The following is a 17,475-nucleotide window of genomic DNA, read 5'->3' as shown; positions in this document are numbered from 1 at the left end:
CTCGTTGATCCCTAAATCTCGGGGCGAATGAAATCACGCGTTTCGGCGTCCATGACCCAGAGTTCACCCGTCGATATGTCGAACCAGGCGCCGTGGAGATGCATTTTTCCTGCTTCCTCGAGCGCCTTGATATCGGGAAAGCTTCTGAGATTGTCGATCGAATTGCGGATCGAGACACGCTCCAGCGCCGTCTGCCGCTCGGCAGCCGTCATCACGTCATTGCTCTGGATCTGCTCGGCTGCCGGTTTGACCAGCGACATCCAGCGACCGATGAAATCGCCCGGCGACAGCGGCTCTGCATTCGGATCGAGCGCCGCGCGGATGCCGCCGCAGCGGCCATGGCCCATCACCACGATATCCGAGACCTTCAGCGCCTGCACGGCAAATTCGAGCGCGGCCGATGTCGAATGGAAATGACCGTCCGGCTCGTAGGGCGGCACCATATTGGCGACGTTGCGGATAACGAAAAGCTCGCCCGGGCCGGCATCGAAGATCAGCTCGGGAGCCGCACGTGAATCCGAACAGGCAATCACCAGCGTACTGGGACTTTGACCGTTTTCGGCCAGTTGCCGATACCTGTCCCGAGCGTCGGCGTAACGCCCGTTCATAAAGTTGCGATAGCCGTCCAGAAGGGTGTTTGGGAAACGCTGCATGCTAGTGAATTACCGCGCGCGGAAGACAAGATCAACTGCTGCACCGCAAAATGAGCATTCTGGAAGATGCGTCATTTTTTCCGTCGCTGCGCCGGGTGGACGAGCCGACGCATCTGCACCATGGCCATCGGCGTCGAAAGGCTGGACGCGTCGCTTGCCAGCATCAACTCGTTGCTGCCGCGCTTGACGGCACGCGCGAGCACTTCGAACACGCTGGCGGTGGCAAGCTGCAACGCCTTTTCATCCTCGAGGCCGGACAACAGGCGCGACAGAAAAACCGCGGCGAGCAGGTCGCCGAGACCATTCGGCGGGTTCTCGACAACGCGGTGCTCGGCAAGAAGCGCGTGACGACCGGAGAGGTAGAGATTGCCGGTGCCGCCCGCCATCATCGGCACCGCCGAGGTGACGAGCATACGCGACGGTCCGAGCGCCAACGCCGCCTCCATGATCGCGCTGTTGTCGTCAAGTGCTGCTCCCGACAGCCAGGCGAGCTCGTAGCGATTCGGCGTCGCCAGCGAAGCGAGCGGGATGAGATGGTCACGAATGGCCTCGGCCGTGGCTTCCGGCACGTAGAGCCCGCCGAGGTCGCCCATCACGGGATCGCAGACATAAAGCAGTCCGGGATTGTTTTGCCGGAGGGCAGCGATCAGCCGGGCGACGGAGCGCGCCTGGGCAGCATTGCCGAAATAGCCCGAAAGCACCGCCCGGACTTCACCGATCCAGGGCGCACGCATCAGATCGTCGATCGCCGCGTCGAAATCGGCTTCCGCAAATGTCAGCCGCGTCGAACGGCCATGGCCGGGATGCCAGGGCAAAACGATGGTCGGCAGCGCCCAGACCGGATGGCCGAGCGTCTCCAGCGCAAACACCGCCGCCCGGTTGCCCACCGAGCCGCGCACGACATGGCTGGAAATGACGATGACTGCGCCCGCTGCATTTTCCGACATGATACCGAAGTCCGAATGATGATGGCGTTTGATGATCTTTTTGACGCTGCGCTGTCAACCATTCTTCACGTGAGCATGGAAATGTGCGGCGGAGGAAAAAAGAGGGCCGTCCACGTTTGTTTTGGCTACGAAATCGGAAAAATCGCCGACAATTTCCCATTTCCGACGTCAAAAAGCATCAAAACCATCCCGCTGGCCCCCATTTTAGAGATTTTTTCGAAGAATCTTCTGCTAGCTTGCAGAAAATCAGTCCATTGCGGGAGGCGATCCATGGCTGCCAGAAACAATCCGAAACGAGAAAAACAGATTGAAGGCGCGCGAAAGATCGCCAACGAGAGGGGCGAGGCCCATCTCGATCCGGAAATTCTCTTCGGCCGGGCAAGCAATGACGATCTCGAACGGTACACGCCTGAAATGCTGGCGCTTTCTGCCGTACATTCGGCGAAAGAACTTGCCGCCTGGAACAGCAAGACCCCGCGCGTCAGTATCGACACCATCGGCGGTGTGGCGCCTGACGGCATTGCCGTCTCGGTGCTTTCGGTCACCGACCGGAATATGCCTTTCCTCTATGAATCGGTGATGGGTGAAGTAACGAGCACCCACCGTGATCTCTTCATGGCCGTGCACCCCATCCTCATAATGGAGAAGGGCAAGGCGCCTACGCTCTATTCCGCCGACCAGCCGAGTGATCCCGCGACGCGCGTCAGCCACATCCAGCTTCATATCGCCCCGTTGAATTCCAGCCAGGCTGCCGATCTCGTCAATCGCATCCAGACCGTGCTTGAACAGGTCCGTCTGTCCGTCTCGGACTGGAAGCCAATGCTTTCCAAGCTCGACGGGGTGATCGCCGAGCTTTCGGCCAACGCCGCCGGCCGCAGGAAGGCCGAACACGCCGAGGCGGTGGCGTTCCTGACCTGGTTGCGCGACGAGAATTTCACCTTCCTCGGCATGCGCGAATATATTTATTCCGGCAAAGGTGCCGATGCCAAGGTCGAGCGCGACAAGGGCACGGGCCTCGGCATCCTCTCCAATCCCGATGTTCTCGTGCTGCGCACCGGCAAGGATGCCGTGACCACGACGCCCGAGATCCTCGCCTTCCTCGACGGCCCCGACTTCCTGATCGTCACCAAGGCGAATGTGAAATCGATCGTCCATCGCCGCGCCTATATGGATTATGTCGGCGTCAAGCGTTTCGACGCCGGGGGTAATGTCACCGGCGAACTGCGCATCGTCGGCCTCTTCACCTCGACCGCCTACACCTCGTTCGCCTCGGAAATCCCGCTGCTGCGTTCCAAGATCGAAAAGGTGAAGGAGCATTTCGGCTTCGACCCGATGAGCCATTCCGGGCGCATGCTTGATAACACGCTGGAATCCTATCCGCGCGACGATCTTTTCCAGATCGACACGACATTGCTTGCAAGCTTTGCCGAGCAGATCAACGACCTGGCCGACCGGCCGCGCGTTCGTGTCCTGCCGCGCATCGACCACTTCGACCGCTTTGTCTCGGTCATCGTCTATGTCCCGCGCGAGGAATATGATTCGATCGTCCGCGAGCGGATCGGTACCTATCTGAAGACCGTCTATGACGGGCGTGTCTCCGCCTATTACCCGGCTTTCCCCGAAGGCGGCGTGGCGCGCGTGCATTTCATCATCGGTCGCTCCGGCGGCAAGACGCCACGCATACCGCAAGCCAAGCTCGAGCAGACGATTCGCGAAATCACTGCCCGCTGGGACGACCGCTTCGAAGCGCTGGCCGGGCCGAAGGCGCCGAAAATATCGGTCGACCAAGCCTTCCAGGATTCCTTCACCCCTGAGGAAACCGTGGCGGACCTCGCCGATATCGGCGCCTGCGCCGCCGGCGAGCCGCTCCGCATCCAATTCTATCATCGTCAGGAAGAACGGGGCCGCATCCTTTCGCTGAAGATCTTCCACGCCGGCGGTCAGCTGGCCCTGTCACGGCGCGTGCCACTTCTCGAGAACCTCGGCTTCAATGTTGTCAGCGAACGCACCTTCGATATCGGGGTGCCGGTCGCCGACGGCCAAACCAAACTCGTCGTGCTGCATGACATGGAGCTCGAGACCCGTAACGGTCGCGACATCGACCTGCATCGTTATGGCGCCGCCCTCGAGGAAGCCTTCGTCGCCGCCTTCGCCGGTACAATCGACAATGACAGCTTCAACCGGCTGATCCTTTCGGCCGGGCTCTCGGCGCGTGAGACAAATGTGCTGCGCGCCTATGCGCGCTATCTCCGCCAGGCCGGTATCGCCTATTCGCAGGACTATATCGCAACGACACTCGACAAATATCCTGATGTCGCTGCCGCCATTTTCCGGCTGTTCCACGACACGCTCGATCCCAAGCTTCCGGAGAAGACCCGGGTGAAGAAGCTCGCCGAGCTGCACCAGGCGATCGAGGCCGAGCTCACCGAGGTGCCGAGCCTCGACGACGACCGCATCCTGCGCCGCTACGTCAACATCGTCGATGCGACGCTGCGCACCAATTATTTCCAGAAAAACCCTGATGGTTCGCCGAAAGCGATGCTCGCCTTCAAGCTCGATCCGCATCTGGTCGACGGGCTGCCGCAGCCGAAACCGTTCCGCGAGATGTTCGTCTACGGCGTCGAGGTCGAAGGCGTGCATTTGCGCTTCGGCAAGGTGGCGCGCGGCGGCCTGCGCTGGTCGGACCGCGCCGAGGATTACCGCACCGAGGTGCTCGGTCTCGTCAAGGCGCAGCAGGTCAAGAACGCCGTCATCGTGCCGGTCGGCGCCAAGGGCGGCTTCTATCCGAAAAAGCTCCCTGCCGGCGGCAGCCGCGACGAAATCTTCAACGCCGGCCGCGAGGCCTACAAGACCTATATCCGCACCCTGCTCTCGATCACCGACAATATCTCCGGGGCCGAGATCGTGTCGCCGGCTGATACGGTTAGGCTCGACGGAGACGACCCCTATTTCGTCGTCGCTGCCGACAAGGGCACGGCAACCTTCTCCGACACGGCCAATGCGCTGGCGCAGGAAGCCGGCTTTTGGCTGGACGACGCCTTCGCCTCCGGCGGCTCGGCCGGTTACGACCACAAGAAGATGGGCATCACCGCCCGCGGCGCCTGGGAAACCGTCAAACGCCATTTCCGCGAGATGGACATCGACATCCAGACGACCCCCTTCACGGTCGCCGGCGTCGGCGACATGTCGGGCGACGTCTTCGGCAACGGCATGCTGCTCTCGCCGAAGATCCGGCTCGTCGCCGCCTTCGACCACCGCGACATCATCATCGATCCCGATCCCGACATGGAAAAGACGCTGGCAGAACGCCAGCGGCTTTTCGACCTCCCGCGCTCGAGCTGGCAGGATTTCGACAGAAACGTGCTTTCGAAAGGAGCGATGATCATTTCCCGCGCAGCGAAATCGGTGACGCTGACGCCGGAAGCGGTCGCTGCGATCGGCATCGACAAAGCCGTCGCCACGCCGTTTGAGATCATGACGGCGATCCTGAAGAGTCCGGTCGACCTGCTCTGGTTCGGCGGCATCGGCACCTATGTGAAAGCGTCGTCCGAAACCGATACCGAGGTCGGTGACCGCGCCAACGACCCCATCCGCATCACGGCGGCGGAGGTGCGCGCCAAGGTGATCGGCGAGGGCGCAAACCTCGGCGTCACCCAGAAGGGCCGTATCGCCTACGGTCTCAACGGCGGGCGCTGCAATTCCGACGCGATCGACAACTCGGCCGGCGTCAACACCTCTGACGTCGAGGTCAACATCAAGATCGCGCTGGCCGCCGCCATGCATGACGGGCGGCTGACGCGGGCAAAACGCGACCAGCTTCTTTCCTCGATGACCGGCGAAGTGGCGGCCCTCGTGCTGCGCAACAATTATCTCCAGTCGCTGGCGATCTCGCTGACGGAGCGCAAGGGCACGGCCAACGGCCTGGAACTCGGCCGCTTCATGAGCGTGCTCGAGGGGGCCGGTCAGCTGAACCGTAAGGTCGAGACCTTGCCCGACGACCAGACCCTCGCCGAACGTTATACTGCCGGCAAGCCGCTGACGCGGCCGGAAATCGGCGTGCTGGTCTCCTATGCCAAGATCGTGCTCTTCGACGCGCTCGCCGCAAGCGAGCTACCCGACGACCCCTATTTTGCGTCGACGCTGTTGAAGTATTTCCCCGTCAAAATGCAGAAGTCGAACGCCGGCGATATCGCCAGCCATCGTCTGCGGCGTGAAATCATCGCGACCGTACTTGCCAACGAAGCGATCAACCGCGGCGGGCCCAGCTTCATCGTCGCCATGATTGACGCCACGGCGGCTTCGGCGCCGGAAGTGGTGCGCGCTGCAATCGTTGCCCGCGATGGTTTCGATCTCACCCGGCTCTGGGCCGAGACGGATGCACTCGACGGTACGATATCGGGCGAGGTGCAGAACCGAATCTACGAGGAAATCAGCCACAGCTTTATCGTGCTCACGCGGCTGCTGTTGAAAACCGCCATGACCAAGGCCGATATGGCGGAGGTGATTAGCCGGCTGCAGGCGGCCCTGAAGAAGCTGAGGCCTTCTTTCGCCGAGCAGGCAGCCGCCGATGCTGCGGCACGCCAGGCGGAATATGCCCAGGCAGGTGTGCCGGAAAAGCTAGCTGCCGAGATCGCCGACCTCCAGAGCTTCGCGCTGGTGCCGGAGATCATGCAGATTGCCGAGCGCACCGGTGAGCCGCTGGTGCGTGCGGCCGAGAATTATTTCGCAGTGTCGAAGACCTTCCGGATTGCCCGGCTGCTGGCGGCCGGCGGCCGGATCCTCACCTCCGACCACTACGAAAATCTGGCGCTTGCCCGCAGCATTGACCAGATCGCCAGCGCCCGGCGCGACATCGTCATCTCGGCCCTTTCCGACCACGGCAAGGAAAAGCTGCCCGTCCAGGCATGGCATGCCCACGATCGTGTCCGCATCAACCGCATCGTCGAGGAGCTTTCGAGCCTCAGCGACAGCGGCGACCCCAATCTCGCGCGTATTACCGTGGCTGCAGGTATCCTGACCGATCTTGCGCGCGACCGGGCGAGGTGAGACAGTCCGCCAAAACAGGAGCGGATGTTGAATCGCATAGACTGGACAGGAACGCAGCCGCCGAAAGCCACGGAGAAGGGCATCTGGGGGTGGATGTTCTTCGATTGGGCGGCGCAGCCCTTCTTCACCGTGGTCACCACCTTCATCTTCGGGCCCTATTTCGTCTCGCGCCTGACCGATGACCCGGTGTCGGCCCAGACGACGTGGAGCAACATGGCGACGAGCTCTTCGGTGATCATCGCCCTGCTCTCGCCGGTTCTCGGCTCCATCGCCGACCAGTCCGGCGCACGCAAACCCTGGATCGGTTTCTTCGCGATCATCAAGATCGCGAGCCTTTTCGGCCTGTGGTTCGCCGCCCCGGGTTCGCCTGTCCTCTATCCCGTGATCTTCATGATCCTCGCCTCGATTTCGGCCGAGTTTTCGATCGTCTTCAACGATTCGATGATGCCGCGCCTCGTCGCCAAGCATGAGGTCGGCAAGCTTTCCAACACCGCCTGGGGGCTTGGTTATCTCGGCGGCATCATCGTGCTGATTGCCGTCGTTACGCTTCTGGCGGCAAGCCCGGAAAGCGGCAAGACCGTTCTCGGTCTCGACCCGCTTTTTGGCCTTGATCCCAAGACCGGCCAGGATGCGCGCATCACCGGGCCGATCTCGGCCGTTTGGTACCTGATCTTCATCCTACCGATGTTCTTCTTCACGCCCGATGTAGGCAGAGGCCTGCCCTTCGGCACTGCCATCCGCGCCGGCCTGCGGGAGCTGAGAAACACGCTCGGCGAACTCAAAGAGCGGCGCGGCATCCTGAAATTCCTGATTGCCCGCATGATCTATCAGGACGGCGTCAACGGCCTGCTGATCCTCGGCGGCGTGTTTGCAGCCGGCATGTTCGGCTGGGCGACGATCGAGATCGGCCTCTACGGCATCATCCTCAACGTCATCGCCATCTTCGGCTGCCTGATCGCCGGCCGGATCGACAGGGGGGTCGGTTCGAAGGTGACTGTCGTCATCAGCCTCACCACGCTGCTTCTCGCCACCGTCGGCATCATCTCGACCGGGCCGGGCTACACGCTGTTTGGCCTGATGCCGCTGCCGACGGCCGATTCCGGCGGTCTCTTCGGCACCGATGCGGAAAAGGCCTATATCCTTTATGGCCTGCTGATCGGGCTCGCCTTCGGGCCGGTGCAGGCCTCGTCGCGCTCCTATCTCGCCCGCAGCGTCAGCCTGGAGGAAGCCGGCCGCTACTTCGGCATCTACGCGCTTTCAGGGCGCGCCACGAGTTTCATGGCGACGCTGCTCTTCTCGTTGGTGACCTATATCAGCGGATCACCGAGGCTCGGAATGGCGACGCTGATCCTGTTCCTCGCTGGCGGCCTGCTGCTCTTGATCCGCACGCCCTATCCCGCCGACCGGGCATAGGAATGCCCGATCATTTCCAGCACTTCTTCAGTGGCGGAAGTGGCGCATGCCTGTGAAGACCATCGCGATGCCGTGCTCGTTGGCGGCATCGATGACTTCCTGGTCGCGCATCGAGCCGCCCGGCTGGATGACCGCCGTCGCGCCTGCGGCAATCATCGACAAAAGACCGTCGGCAAAGGGCAGGAAGGCTTCCGAGGCAACCGCCGACCCCTTTGTCATCGGAACCGCAAGGCCGAGCGCCTTGGCGGCTTCTTCGGCCTTCAGCGCGGCGATGCGGGCGGAATCGACCCGGCTCATCTGCCCGGCGCCGATGCCGGCCGTCTGGCCGTCCTTGGCATAGACCACGGCATTCGATTTGACATGTTTGCCGACCTTGAAGGCAAACTTCATGTCCTCGAGCTCCTGCGCAGTCGGCGCACGCTTGGTAACGACCTTGAGTTCCAGATCCTCGACCATGCCGTTGTCGCGGCTCTGGACCAGCAGGCCGCCGGAGACGGTCTTCGCCGTCAGCCCTGCAACGCGCGGATCGGGCAGGCCACCGGCAGACAGGAGCCTGAGGTTCGGTTTGCGCGCAACGATCGCCTTTGCCTCTTCGGTGACATCGGGGGCGATGATCACCTCGGTGAAGAGCTTGACGATCTCTTCGGCTGTTTCGGCGTCCAATATCTGGTTGAGCGCGATGATGCCCCCGAAGGCGGAAACGGAATCGCAGGCAAGCGCCCGCTGATAGGCTTCGACCAGGCTCGAACCGGTGGCAACGCCGCAGGGATTGGCGTGCTTGATGATGGCGCAGGCCGGGGCCTTTTCCGGCAGGAACTCGGCGACGAGCTCGTAGGCGGCGTCTGTATCGTTGATATTGTTGTAAGAGAGCTGTTTGCCCTGGAGAAGGATAGCCGTCGAAACACCCGGGCGCTTCTCGTCGGTCACATAGAAGGCGGCCTTCTGGTGTGGGTTTTCGCCGTAGCGCATCTCTTCCTTCAGCACGCCGCCGATGACGCGATGGCGCGGCGTGTCGATCGACAGCGCCTCGGCAAACCAGTTGGCAATCGCAGCGTCATAAGCGGCGGTGCGGGCATAGGCCTTAGCCGCCATGCGCTGGCGGAAGGCGTAGGCCGTCTTGCCGGCATCGGCCGAAAGCTGCTCCTTGAACTCGGCATAATCGTTGGGATCGGTCAGAATGGTCACATAGGCGTGGTTCTTGGCCGATGCCCGCATCATCGCCGGGCCGCCGATATCGATGTTCTCAACGGTCGTCGGATAGTCGCCGCCGGCCGCGCGCACCTCTTCGAAAGGATAGAGGTTGATGACGGCGAGGTCGATGGCCTCGATGCCATGCTTCTTCATCGCTTCCTGATGCTCGCTGTCGTCACGGATCGCCAGCAGGCCGCCATGCACCGTCGGATGCAGCGTCTTGACGCGCCCGTCCATGATCTCGGGAAAACCGGTGATGTCGGAAACATCGGTGACGGTGAGACCGGCCGCGGCAATCGCCTTGTAGGTGCCGCCGGTCGACAGTAGGCGCACGCCTCTTTCAGACAAGGCGTGGGCGAGCTCGACGATCCCCGTCTTGTCGAAGACGGAGAGGAGCGCGGTCTTGATTTCGACCTTGTCCGGGGCGGGGATCTTCTTGGAAATGACGGCCATGAACTTTCTCCGTTCGGCTTCGGTTCTGCTTGCGCCGCGTTAGCACAGCTTCGCCGCCGCGCAAACAGGCGCTATCCCTTGCGGGATAAAAACCAGCGGATTTCCGTCTTCTCGGCTAGATCGAAGTCGATCTCGATCTGATCCGAGCCGCAAATGCCGGAGCTGTCGGCAAAGAAAATGTCCTCGGAAATCAGCACTTCATTGCCGGGGACGGAAAACAGCCAGCTTTCGCCGTCCGGCGCCATCAGTAGCACCGACTCTCCGTCACTCTGCTGCAGCACGATCGAAGGATGGACGTGAAAACGGGCGACAGCCTTCACCGGCTCGTCAATCTCATATCCTTCACGGGCGACAAGCCGGTCGCGGCCCGTCACGATCGTGCCTGCCGCATTGAGTGTGATTTCACGTTCGTGCAACACGCCGAAGGCTCGCACATAACCGTCATGGCTGAGTTTGATGCCGTCGCGCCCATCCTCCGTTTCGGCACGCTCGACGGTGACGGTCCTGACCGGTTCGGTAATCGCGTGGTTAAGGAAGGGCGAGAGCGAAAAGCGGCTCGACGACGTGTCGTTGAGAATGACGGTCGAATGCGCCGCGGTGGTGCGCGCCATCTGGACATAGCGGTGCCCCGCAAATTTCGGCGAGCCGGAATTGACGATGAAGCGATGGCGGCCGGACGACATCTCGAAGGAGAGGGTGCCGGCATGCGCAGTGCGCAACCCGCCTCCCGAAGGCGGCGTGCCGGTGTCGGCAATGATGATTGTCTTGCCCCCGGCAAGCCGTTGATAGCGCGACTGCGGCAAAGCCTTGAACGGCTGACCGGCGGTCTCGTCATATCTGAGCACCGACATCAGTTCATTGGCGAGCGTTGACGTCGCGCCGTTGAAAAGCGCCAGATCCCCGTCCTGATGGCGGAAGAACCGCAAGGCCGGATACATGCGGTCGATACCGGAGATCAGCTTTTGCGGCAGATCATGGCCGAGATTGACATAGGTCTGGCGCAACGGCAGCAGATCGAGCAGCAGTTCCAGCCCGGCGCGCGGATTGCGCGAGACATGGCCGCCATCCGGCAGAATCTGGCTATCGAACTCGCGGTCGAGCGCCTGGGCCGCCCGTTTGAGCGTGGAGGCGCGGGTCGGCATGGCGACGGAAGCCATGGCGAGCGCAATGCGCAGGCGAAACAGCTCCAGACCGCCGAGCGTATAGGGTGCCATGCGATGCAGGAACCTGACCTGAAACGCCAGCGACTTCATGAAGCGGCGATAGAACCCACGGTCGGCATTCTGCAGCACGACTGGCGAATGCGACAGCCAGGCGATGACGCGCTGGGCGGTGACGTCGGTTTCCCAGGCAATTCCTTCCATGCGGCCGGCATGAACGGAAAGCCAGCTGTCGACGATGGCGCGGGCGGCGGCCGAGTAGCGTTCCGTCTTGTGCGCCCGCATGTGCCGCAGCCAGCCGAAGCTGTGAAGGCGGGTCGCGAAGGCGCGCGAGGGCAGGGTGAAGGTAAAGGGCGATTTGCCGTTCGTCTCCAACATCCGCCCGGCCAGGAGAAACCGTCCGTTGAGAATTTCGTCGGCCACATGCGGATCGATACCGCGCAGATCGGTCGGCGCGACGATCAGGCGCTCGGGCACTTTGATCGAATGGCGAAAAAGCTTCAGGCGCAGCAGCGCGACTCGGCGCAAGGCGCGCCGCCAAGCTTCCCGAACATACATGCTCGCAAAACGCCGACCGGACTGCATATTCTATTGTCTATTGACCCTCGTGGTTAAGAATAGGTGAAAAGCGACCGATTTCATCGCCCGCAATGAATTAATTCGTGACAAAGTTCGAATACACGCAAACTACCGCATGTCAGATGAGCATTCGACGGTTCACGACGCACCGTGGCGATGATGCGGGGATTTTGAATCCCCGCATGGTTTGCTCCCACCTATCGAGGTTGGTCAGCCCGCTCGCCGCAGCACGGCCGCGTAAAAGCCGTCGAGACCGGAGGCGATGCCCTCAGGCATTTTCAGCATAGTCGGAAGCGTGCGGAATTCGCCGAGCGGCGTGATTGCCGCCTCAAGCCCGGGCCAGTCACCCGCGTTGATCGGAACGCGCTCGATCGCATCCGTATCGGAAAGAACACGGGCGACGACCTCCTCGCCCTCGGCGGGATCAAGCGAGCAATTTGAAAACACCAGCATGCCCAAAGGCTTCAGTAAGGTCAATGCATGACGCAGCAGCCGCTCCTGCAACGCCGCCAGCCTGGCGATATCCTCAGGCCCCTTGGTCCACAGCACGTCGGGGTGCCGGCGAGTCGTGCCGGTGGAAGAGCAGGGGGCGTCGAGCAGGATCGCATCGAAGCCTTCTGATGGCTTGAATGTCGTCAGGTCAGCCACGACCGTTTCCGCGTTCAGAGCGAGCCGTTCGAGATTCGAGCGCAGCCGTCTTATCCGGCTTTCCGACTGATCGAGGGCGGTGACCGCGCCACCGGCGAGGATGAGCTGCGCCGTCTTGCCGCCGGGTGCAGCACAGAGATCCGCCGCGCGTTTGCCGGAGAGATCGCCGAAAAGCCTGGCTGGAATGCTTGCCGCTGCATCCTGCACCCACCAGGCGCCCTCATCGAACCCCTCAAGCGATGGAATGCCGCCGTCGAAGGCCGCGAGCCGCACGCCGCCTGTCGGCAGGGCAACGCCGTTCAACCTCTTTGCCCAGCCTTCGGCGTCGGATTTGACGGTCAGATCGATCGCCGCCGGCTCGAGCTGCGATTGCGAAATCGCTAGCGCGGCGTTCCGGCCATAGGCCTTTTCCAGCCGTGCAAGGAACCAGGACGGCATCGGCGCGACCTTGCCGATCTCTGCCAGCACCTCATCTTTTTCGCGGCCGAGCCGGCGCAGCACGGCATTGACCAGCTTGGCGAAACGGCGATTGCGCGGATCCTGATTGGCCTGCTCGACGGCAAGATCGACGGCCGAATGATCGGGCACGTCGAGATAGAGAATCTGTGCCGCGCCGATTGCCAAAACGTGATGCAGCGCGCGAGCACCCTCCGGCAGCGGCGATTCCAGCAGCGAGGCGATGGCCGCATCGATACGCGGCAAATGGCGCAGCGTCGTGTTCAGAATGGCGCGTGCAAGCGCCCGGTCGCTTTCACCGAGCGCCTTATAAGCAGGATTGCCATGTTCGTGATCGAGAGCGCCGTCGAGCGGCAGCTTGCGGTCGACGACGGCGGCGAGGATTTTTGCGGCGGCGGCCCGGGCCTGCAGGCCGGGCTTAACCGGCACCGATCGGCCGGCCGGCCGGTCGCTGGAGGGTTTCTGTTTGCGAAATGGCTTCTTCGTGCCGTCTGAATTCAAGACCACGGACCTCTTGGCGGTTGCGAACCACCGCGACCCGTATTCGGAACAGAGCGCGATTTGCGCGTCGGATTAACAGCACGAACCGGTCCCGTCGAGACATTCATGCCGCTTTGCGCCATCTCCTGTAGCGCAGCAATGCGGTTTTCCGTGTCTGGATGCGTCGAAAACAGATTGTCCATGCGCTCGCCGGACAGCGGATTGATGATGAACATGTGCGCCGTGGCCGGATTGCGTTCGGCATCCTCGTTCGGCACTTGGGCGGCGCCGCGGGCGATCTTGCCAAGCGCCGACGCGAGCCAGAGCGGGTTGCCGCAGATTTCAGCGCCGCGGCGGTCGGCCGAATATTCGCGCGTGCGGCTGATCGCCATCTGCACCAGCATGGCGGCGAGCGGCGCCACGATCATCGCGACAAGGATCCCGACGAAACCGAGCGGATTGTTGTTGTTGTCGCGATTGCCGCCGAAGAAGAAGGCGAAATTGCCGAGCATCGAGATCGCCCCGGCAAGCGTTGCCGTGATCGTCATCGTCAGCGTGTCGCGGTTTTGAATATGGGCCAGCTCATGCGCCATCACGCCGGCGACTTCCTCCGGAGACAGTGCCTGGAGCAGGCCCGTCGAGGCGGCGACGGCAGCGTTTTCGGGATTGCGGCCGGTGGCGAAGGCGTTCGGCTGCGGGCTGTCATAGAGATAGACCTTCGGCATCGGCAGGCCCGCATTGCGAGCGAGATCACGGATGATCGCGAAAAACTCCGGCGCATTGCGCTCGTCGACCTGCTGGGCGCGATAGGCCGAAAGCACCACGCGATCGGAATTCCAATAGGAGAAGAAGTTCATGCCGGCGGCAATGAGGAATGCGATCATCATGCCGGCCCGACCGCCGATCAGGAAGCCGACAAACATGAAGAGCGCCGTCATGAAGGCAAGCAACATGGCAGTGCGAACGAGGTTCATTGCGAGTCTCCAATTCCGATTTCGGCACCGCAAGCTTTCAATCCCGAAGCCGGCGCATTATGATTTGGTCATTCACCAGCCATTTTCAATGTTTTCCGGCAGGAGAAGCCATGCAGGACGCCGATAACGACAATAGCCAAACGCCGACGGCCGAAGGATCGGAGCCGCCGCGCAAAATGCTGTCTCCGGCTGCCCAGCGTGCGCTTGCCGAGGCCGAGGAGCGGCGAAAGAATCAGAGGCCGCTGGAGTTGCCGCCGGAGATCGGCGGCCGCGGCGGAGCCGAGCCGGCCCGTTTCGGTGATTACGAGATCAATGGCCGGGCGATCGATTTCTAAGCAACGATTGTCGAGCCCGAATCCGGGCCTTGTGCAGGCCGTCTAATATCAGCCAGCAATGTAAAGTGGGCCGCCCCGGGAACTCGGATGGTCGGAGCGGCTCTGTGTGTCAGGCGGTCGCCTTGTTCTGCCGGTTGGCGATCAGATCATCGACGACAGCCGGGTCGGCAAGTGTCGAGGTATCGCCGAGAGCGCCGAAATCGTCTTCGGCGATCTTGCGCAGGATGCGGCGCATGATTTTGCCCGAGCGGGTCTTCGGCAGGCCGGGGGCGAACTGGATCTTGTCGGGCGAGGCGATCGGGCCGATTTCGGCACGGACGTGTTTCACCAGTTCCTGGCGAAGCGTGTCCGTCCCTTCGTGGCCGGCCATCAGCGTCACATAGCAATAGATCCCCTGGCCCTTGATCGAATGCGGATAACCGACGACCGCGGCTTCCGAAACCAGATTGTGCGACACGAGCGCGGATTCCACCTCCGCGGTGCCAAGCCGATGGCCCGAGACGTTGAGCACGTCGTCGACGCGGCCGGTGATCCAGTAGTAGCCGTCTTCATCGCGGCGGCAGCCGTCGCCGGTAAAGTACTTGCCTTTGTAAGTTGAGAAATAGGTCTGGATGAAGCGCTCATGATCGCCATAGACGGTGCGCATCTGGCCCGGCCAGCTGTCGGCTATGCAGAGATTGCCGTCGGCGGCCCCTTCCAGCACCTTGCCCTCATTGTCGACCAGTTCAGGCTTGACGCCGAAGAACGGTACCGTCGCCGAACCCGGTTTCAGATCGATCGCCCCTGGTAGCGGGGTGATCATGTGGCCGCCGGTCTCCGTCTGCCACCAGGTATCGATCACGGGGCAGCGCTTGTCGCCGACGACATTGTAATACCACTCCCAGGCTTCCGGATTGATCGGCTCGCCAACCGTGCCGAGCAGGCGCAGCGAAGAGCGCGACGAGCGCGTGACGAATTCGTCGCCGGCGCCCATCAGCGAACGGATCGCCGTCGGCGCCGTATAGAAGATGTTGACCTTATGCTTGTCGATGACTTCCCAGAAGCGACCCTGATCGGGGAAATTCGGCACGCCCTCGAACATCAGCGTCGTCGCGCAGTTCGAAAGCGGCCCATAGACGATATAGGAATGGCCGGTGACCCAGCCGACATCGGCGGTGCACCAGTAGATGTCGCCATGATGGTAGTCGAAGACATATTCATGCGTCATCGAGGCGTAGACGAGATAACCGCCCGTCGTGTGCAGCACGCCCTTCGGCTTGCCGGTCGAGCCTGACGTGTAGAGAATGAACAGCGGATCTTCCGCCTTCATCTTCACCGGCGGGCATTCGGCCTTCACCGTGGCGACTTCCTGGTGATACCAGAGGTCGCGGCCCGGCGCCCAGCCGGTCTTGCCGCCGGTGCGGCGCACGACCAGCACCTTGCTGACATTGACGTGCTGACGGGCGGCGATGTGGATCGCCGTATCGGTATTGTCCTTCAGCGGCACCGGCTTGCCGCCGCGCACGCCTTCGTCGCAGGTGATGACGAAGGTGGATTCGCAGTCGACGATGCGCCCCGCCAGCGCTTCCGGCGAGAAACCGCCGAAGACGACCGAATGCACCGCGCCGATGCGGGCGCAGGCGAGCATCGCGTAAGCCGCCTCGGGAACCATCGGCATATAGATGGTGACGCGATCGCCCTTCTTGACGCCGTGCTTCTTCAACACGTTCGCCATCCGGCAGACGTGCTCGTAGAGCTCGTTATAGGTGATCTTCTTGTCGATATAGGGATTGTCGCCTTCCCAGATGATCGCCACCTGGTCGCCGTTCGTCTTCAGATGACGATCGATGCAATTATAGGAGACGTTGGTCTGGCCGTCCTCGAACCACTTGATCGAAACCTTGCCGGTAAAGGAGGTGTTCTTGACCTTGGTATACGGCTTGAACCAGTCGATCCGCTTGCCGTGTTTGCCCCAGAACTTGTCCGGGTTCTCGACGCTTTCCTCGTACCATTTCAGGTACTTCTCCTTATCGATCAGGGCACGCGCCTTCACCGGCTTCGGCACCGGATGGATCTTCTCCGACATGGAACTCCTCCTCATGGGACATGCGACGGGCCAAGCGATCTACGAGCCCGAACTTCAAATCAGGGCAATTCATAGCAGGTCGCATCGCCACGGCAATTAGACAAAGGTCATTTGATTTCGGAAGAATTGCAATTCTGCGACAGTCCGGTTATATAGCGGCATATTTCCCGGACATTGTGGTGACAATCCACGGACCGCGACCGGCGCGGACGATAGAAGGACTATATCCATGGCTCAAACACTGCTCATGCCGAAGGCGACCGCCATCTGGCTTGTCGACAACACGGCGCTGTCTTTCGATCAGATCGCGCAGTTCTGCAAACTGCATCCGCTCGAGGTCAAGGCGATTGCTGATGGCGAAGCGGCGCAGGGCATCAAGGGCCTCGATCCGATCTCGACCGGTCAGCTTTCCCGCGACGAGATCGCCCGCGCCGAAGCCAATCCGAACCACAAGCTCAAGCTCTCCGAACCGAAGGTGCGCGTGCCGGAATCCAAGCGCCGTGGCCCGCGTTATACCCCGGTTTCCAAGCGTCAGGACCGCCCGAACGCCATTCTCTGGCTCGTTCGCAACCATCCGGAGCTGAAGGACGCGCAGATTTCCCGCCTCGTCGGCACGACGAAATCGACGATCGAGCAGATCCGCGAGCGCACCCACTGGAACTCCGCCAACCTCGCGCCGATGGATCCGGTGACGCTTGGCCTCTGCAGCCAGATCGATCTCGACATGGAAGTGGAAAAGGCCTCCAAGGGCCGGCCGCTGCCGACCGCCGCCGAGCTTGGCGCGACGCTGCAATCGGCTCAGGAAACCGAACGCCTGACGCCGAGCTACGAGCGCGAAGAGGAAAAGGAAAAGGAAATCGACGCCGATGCCGTCTTCCGCAAGCTGAGCTCGCTGCGCTCGGCTCCGAAGGACGAGGACGAAGACGATCAGTACTGAGATACTAGCGATCTCATCAAGCAAACCCCGCCGAGCGAACGCCCAGCGGGGTTTTTTATGGAGAATCGCCTGTCCCCGCATCAGCTGCGGAACAAGGTGAGACTACAGCGACGCGCGCCTTTCAGACGCGCAAAGGAC

Annotated in this window: 11 protein-coding genes; 4 read left to right on the top strand and 7 right to left on the bottom strand. The window is 61.9% G+C overall.

Going from position 1 to position 17,475, the window contains the following annotated elements; translation table 11 throughout:
• Positions 1 to 11 precede the first annotated feature (11 nt).
• Both PYR71_RS13125 and pdxY read right to left on the bottom strand, forming a co-directional pair.
• Positions 12 to 653, bottom strand: coding sequence for a carbonic anhydrase (locus PYR71_RS13125; protein WP_010031455.1), 642 nt, complete (start codon positions 651 to 653; stop codon positions 12 to 14).
• A 71-nt stretch (positions 654 to 724) separates the two neighbouring features.
• Entirely contained in the window at positions 725 to 1,600 is an 876-nt protein-coding gene (pdxY, locus tag PYR71_RS13120) for a pyridoxal kinase PdxY (protein WP_275619669.1), read from the bottom strand.
• 270 nt (positions 1,601 to 1,870) lie between these two features.
• Here pdxY and PYR71_RS13115 point away from each other — a divergent pair, with 270 nt between their 5' ends.
• Positions 1,871 to 6,646 (top strand): NAD-glutamate dehydrogenase, encoded by a 4,776-nt coding sequence (locus PYR71_RS13115; protein WP_275619668.1) that lies wholly within the window; start codon positions 1,871 to 1,873, stop codon positions 6,644 to 6,646.
• 24 nt (positions 6,647 to 6,670) lie between these two features.
• Positions 6,671 to 8,059, top strand: a complete 1,389-nt coding sequence (locus PYR71_RS13110) for an MFS transporter (RefSeq protein ID WP_275619667.1) — start codon at positions 6,671 to 6,673, stop codon at positions 8,057 to 8,059.
• Positions 8,060 to 8,086: 27 nt separating this feature from the next.
• On the opposite strand, the gene purH is transcribed toward PYR71_RS13110, so the two are convergent.
• From purH to htpX, 4 genes are all read right to left on the bottom strand, one after another.
• The gene (gene purH / locus PYR71_RS13105) at positions 8,087 to 9,703 is read right to left on the bottom strand and encodes a bifunctional phosphoribosylaminoimidazolecarboxamide formyltransferase/IMP cyclohydrolase (protein ID WP_275619666.1); all 1,617 of its coding nucleotides are present in this window, start codon (positions 9,701 to 9,703) and stop codon (positions 8,087 to 8,089) included.
• 71 nt (positions 9,704 to 9,774) lie between these two features.
• Positions 9,775 to 11,448 carry a heparinase II/III family protein gene (locus PYR71_RS13100; RefSeq protein ID WP_275619665.1) on the bottom strand — a complete coding sequence of 558 codons (1,674 nt, stop codon included), beginning with the start codon at positions 11,446 to 11,448 and terminating at the stop codon, positions 9,775 to 9,777.
• A 204-nt stretch (positions 11,449 to 11,652) separates the two neighbouring features.
• Positions 11,653 to 13,053 (bottom strand): RsmB/NOP family class I SAM-dependent RNA methyltransferase, encoded by a 1,401-nt coding sequence (locus tag PYR71_RS13095; RefSeq protein WP_275619664.1) that lies wholly within the window; start codon positions 13,051 to 13,053, stop codon positions 11,653 to 11,655.
• Entirely contained in the window at positions 13,044 to 14,000 is a 957-nt protein-coding gene (htpX, locus tag PYR71_RS13090) for a zinc metalloprotease HtpX (RefSeq protein ID WP_275619663.1), read from the bottom strand. Before htpX ends, PYR71_RS13095 begins: the two co-directional genes overlap by 10 nt.
• A gap of 110 nt (positions 14,001 to 14,110) precedes the next feature.
• Between htpX and PYR71_RS13085 the strand changes: the two genes are divergently transcribed.
• Positions 14,111 to 14,335: a DUF1674 domain-containing protein gene (locus PYR71_RS13085; protein WP_275619662.1), complete on the top strand. Its 225-nt coding sequence runs from the start codon at positions 14,111 to 14,113 to the stop codon at positions 14,333 to 14,335.
• A 109-nt stretch (positions 14,336 to 14,444) separates the two neighbouring features.
• Here the strand turns inward: PYR71_RS13085 and acs are convergent, their stop codons facing one another.
• The gene (acs, locus tag PYR71_RS13080) at positions 14,445 to 16,400 is read right to left on the bottom strand and encodes an acetate--CoA ligase (protein ID WP_275619661.1); all 1,956 of its coding nucleotides are present in this window, start codon (positions 16,398 to 16,400) and stop codon (positions 14,445 to 14,447) included.
• A 229-nt stretch (positions 16,401 to 16,629) separates the two neighbouring features.
• Here acs and PYR71_RS13075 point away from each other — a divergent pair, with 229 nt between their 5' ends.
• On the top strand, positions 16,630 to 17,337 hold the full coding sequence (locus PYR71_RS13075; RefSeq protein WP_183919506.1) for a DUF1013 domain-containing protein: 708 nt from the start codon (positions 16,630 to 16,632) through the stop codon (positions 17,335 to 17,337).
• Positions 17,338 to 17,475 lie beyond the last annotated feature (138 nt).

This window comes from Rhizobium mulingense, assembly GCF_029194105.1.
In the GTDB taxonomy this organism is placed as follows: domain Bacteria; phylum Pseudomonadota; class Alphaproteobacteria; order Rhizobiales; family Rhizobiaceae; genus Rhizobium; species Rhizobium mulingense.
This window is presented reverse-complemented; position numbering and strand designations above follow the sequence as displayed.

Bases quoted from the DNA above. Each gene is read 5' to 3' on its own strand.
- PYR71_RS13125 (WP_010031455.1), bottom strand. From the start codon at position 653: ATGCAGCGTTTCCCAAACACCCTTCTGGACGGCTATCGCAACTTTATG.
- pdxY (WP_275619669.1), bottom strand. From the start codon at position 1,600: ATGTCGGAAAATGCAGCGGGCGCAGTCATCGTCATTTCCAGCCATGTC.
- PYR71_RS13115 (WP_275619668.1), top strand. From the start codon at position 1,871: ATGGCTGCCAGAAACAATCCGAAACGAGAAAAACAGATTGAAGGCGCG.
- PYR71_RS13110 (WP_275619667.1), top strand. From the start codon at position 6,671: ATGTTGAATCGCATAGACTGGACAGGAACGCAGCCGCCGAAAGCCACG.
- purH (WP_275619666.1), bottom strand. From the start codon at position 9,703: ATGGCCGTCATTTCCAAGAAGATCCCCGCCCCGGACAAGGTCGAAATC.
- PYR71_RS13100 (WP_275619665.1), bottom strand. From the start codon at position 11,448: ATGCAGTCCGGTCGGCGTTTTGCGAGCATGTATGTTCGGGAAGCTTGG.
- htpX (WP_275619663.1), bottom strand. From the start codon at position 14,000: ATGAACCTCGTTCGCACTGCCATGTTGCTTGCCTTCATGACGGCGCTC.
- PYR71_RS13085 (WP_275619662.1), top strand. From the start codon at position 14,111: ATGCAGGACGCCGATAACGACAATAGCCAAACGCCGACGGCCGAAGGA.
- acs (WP_275619661.1), bottom strand. From the start codon at position 16,400: ATGTCGGAGAAGATCCATCCGGTGCCGAAGCCGGTGAAGGCGCGTGCC.
- PYR71_RS13075 (WP_183919506.1), top strand. From the start codon at position 16,630: ATGGCTCAAACACTGCTCATGCCGAAGGCGACCGCCATCTGGCTTGTC.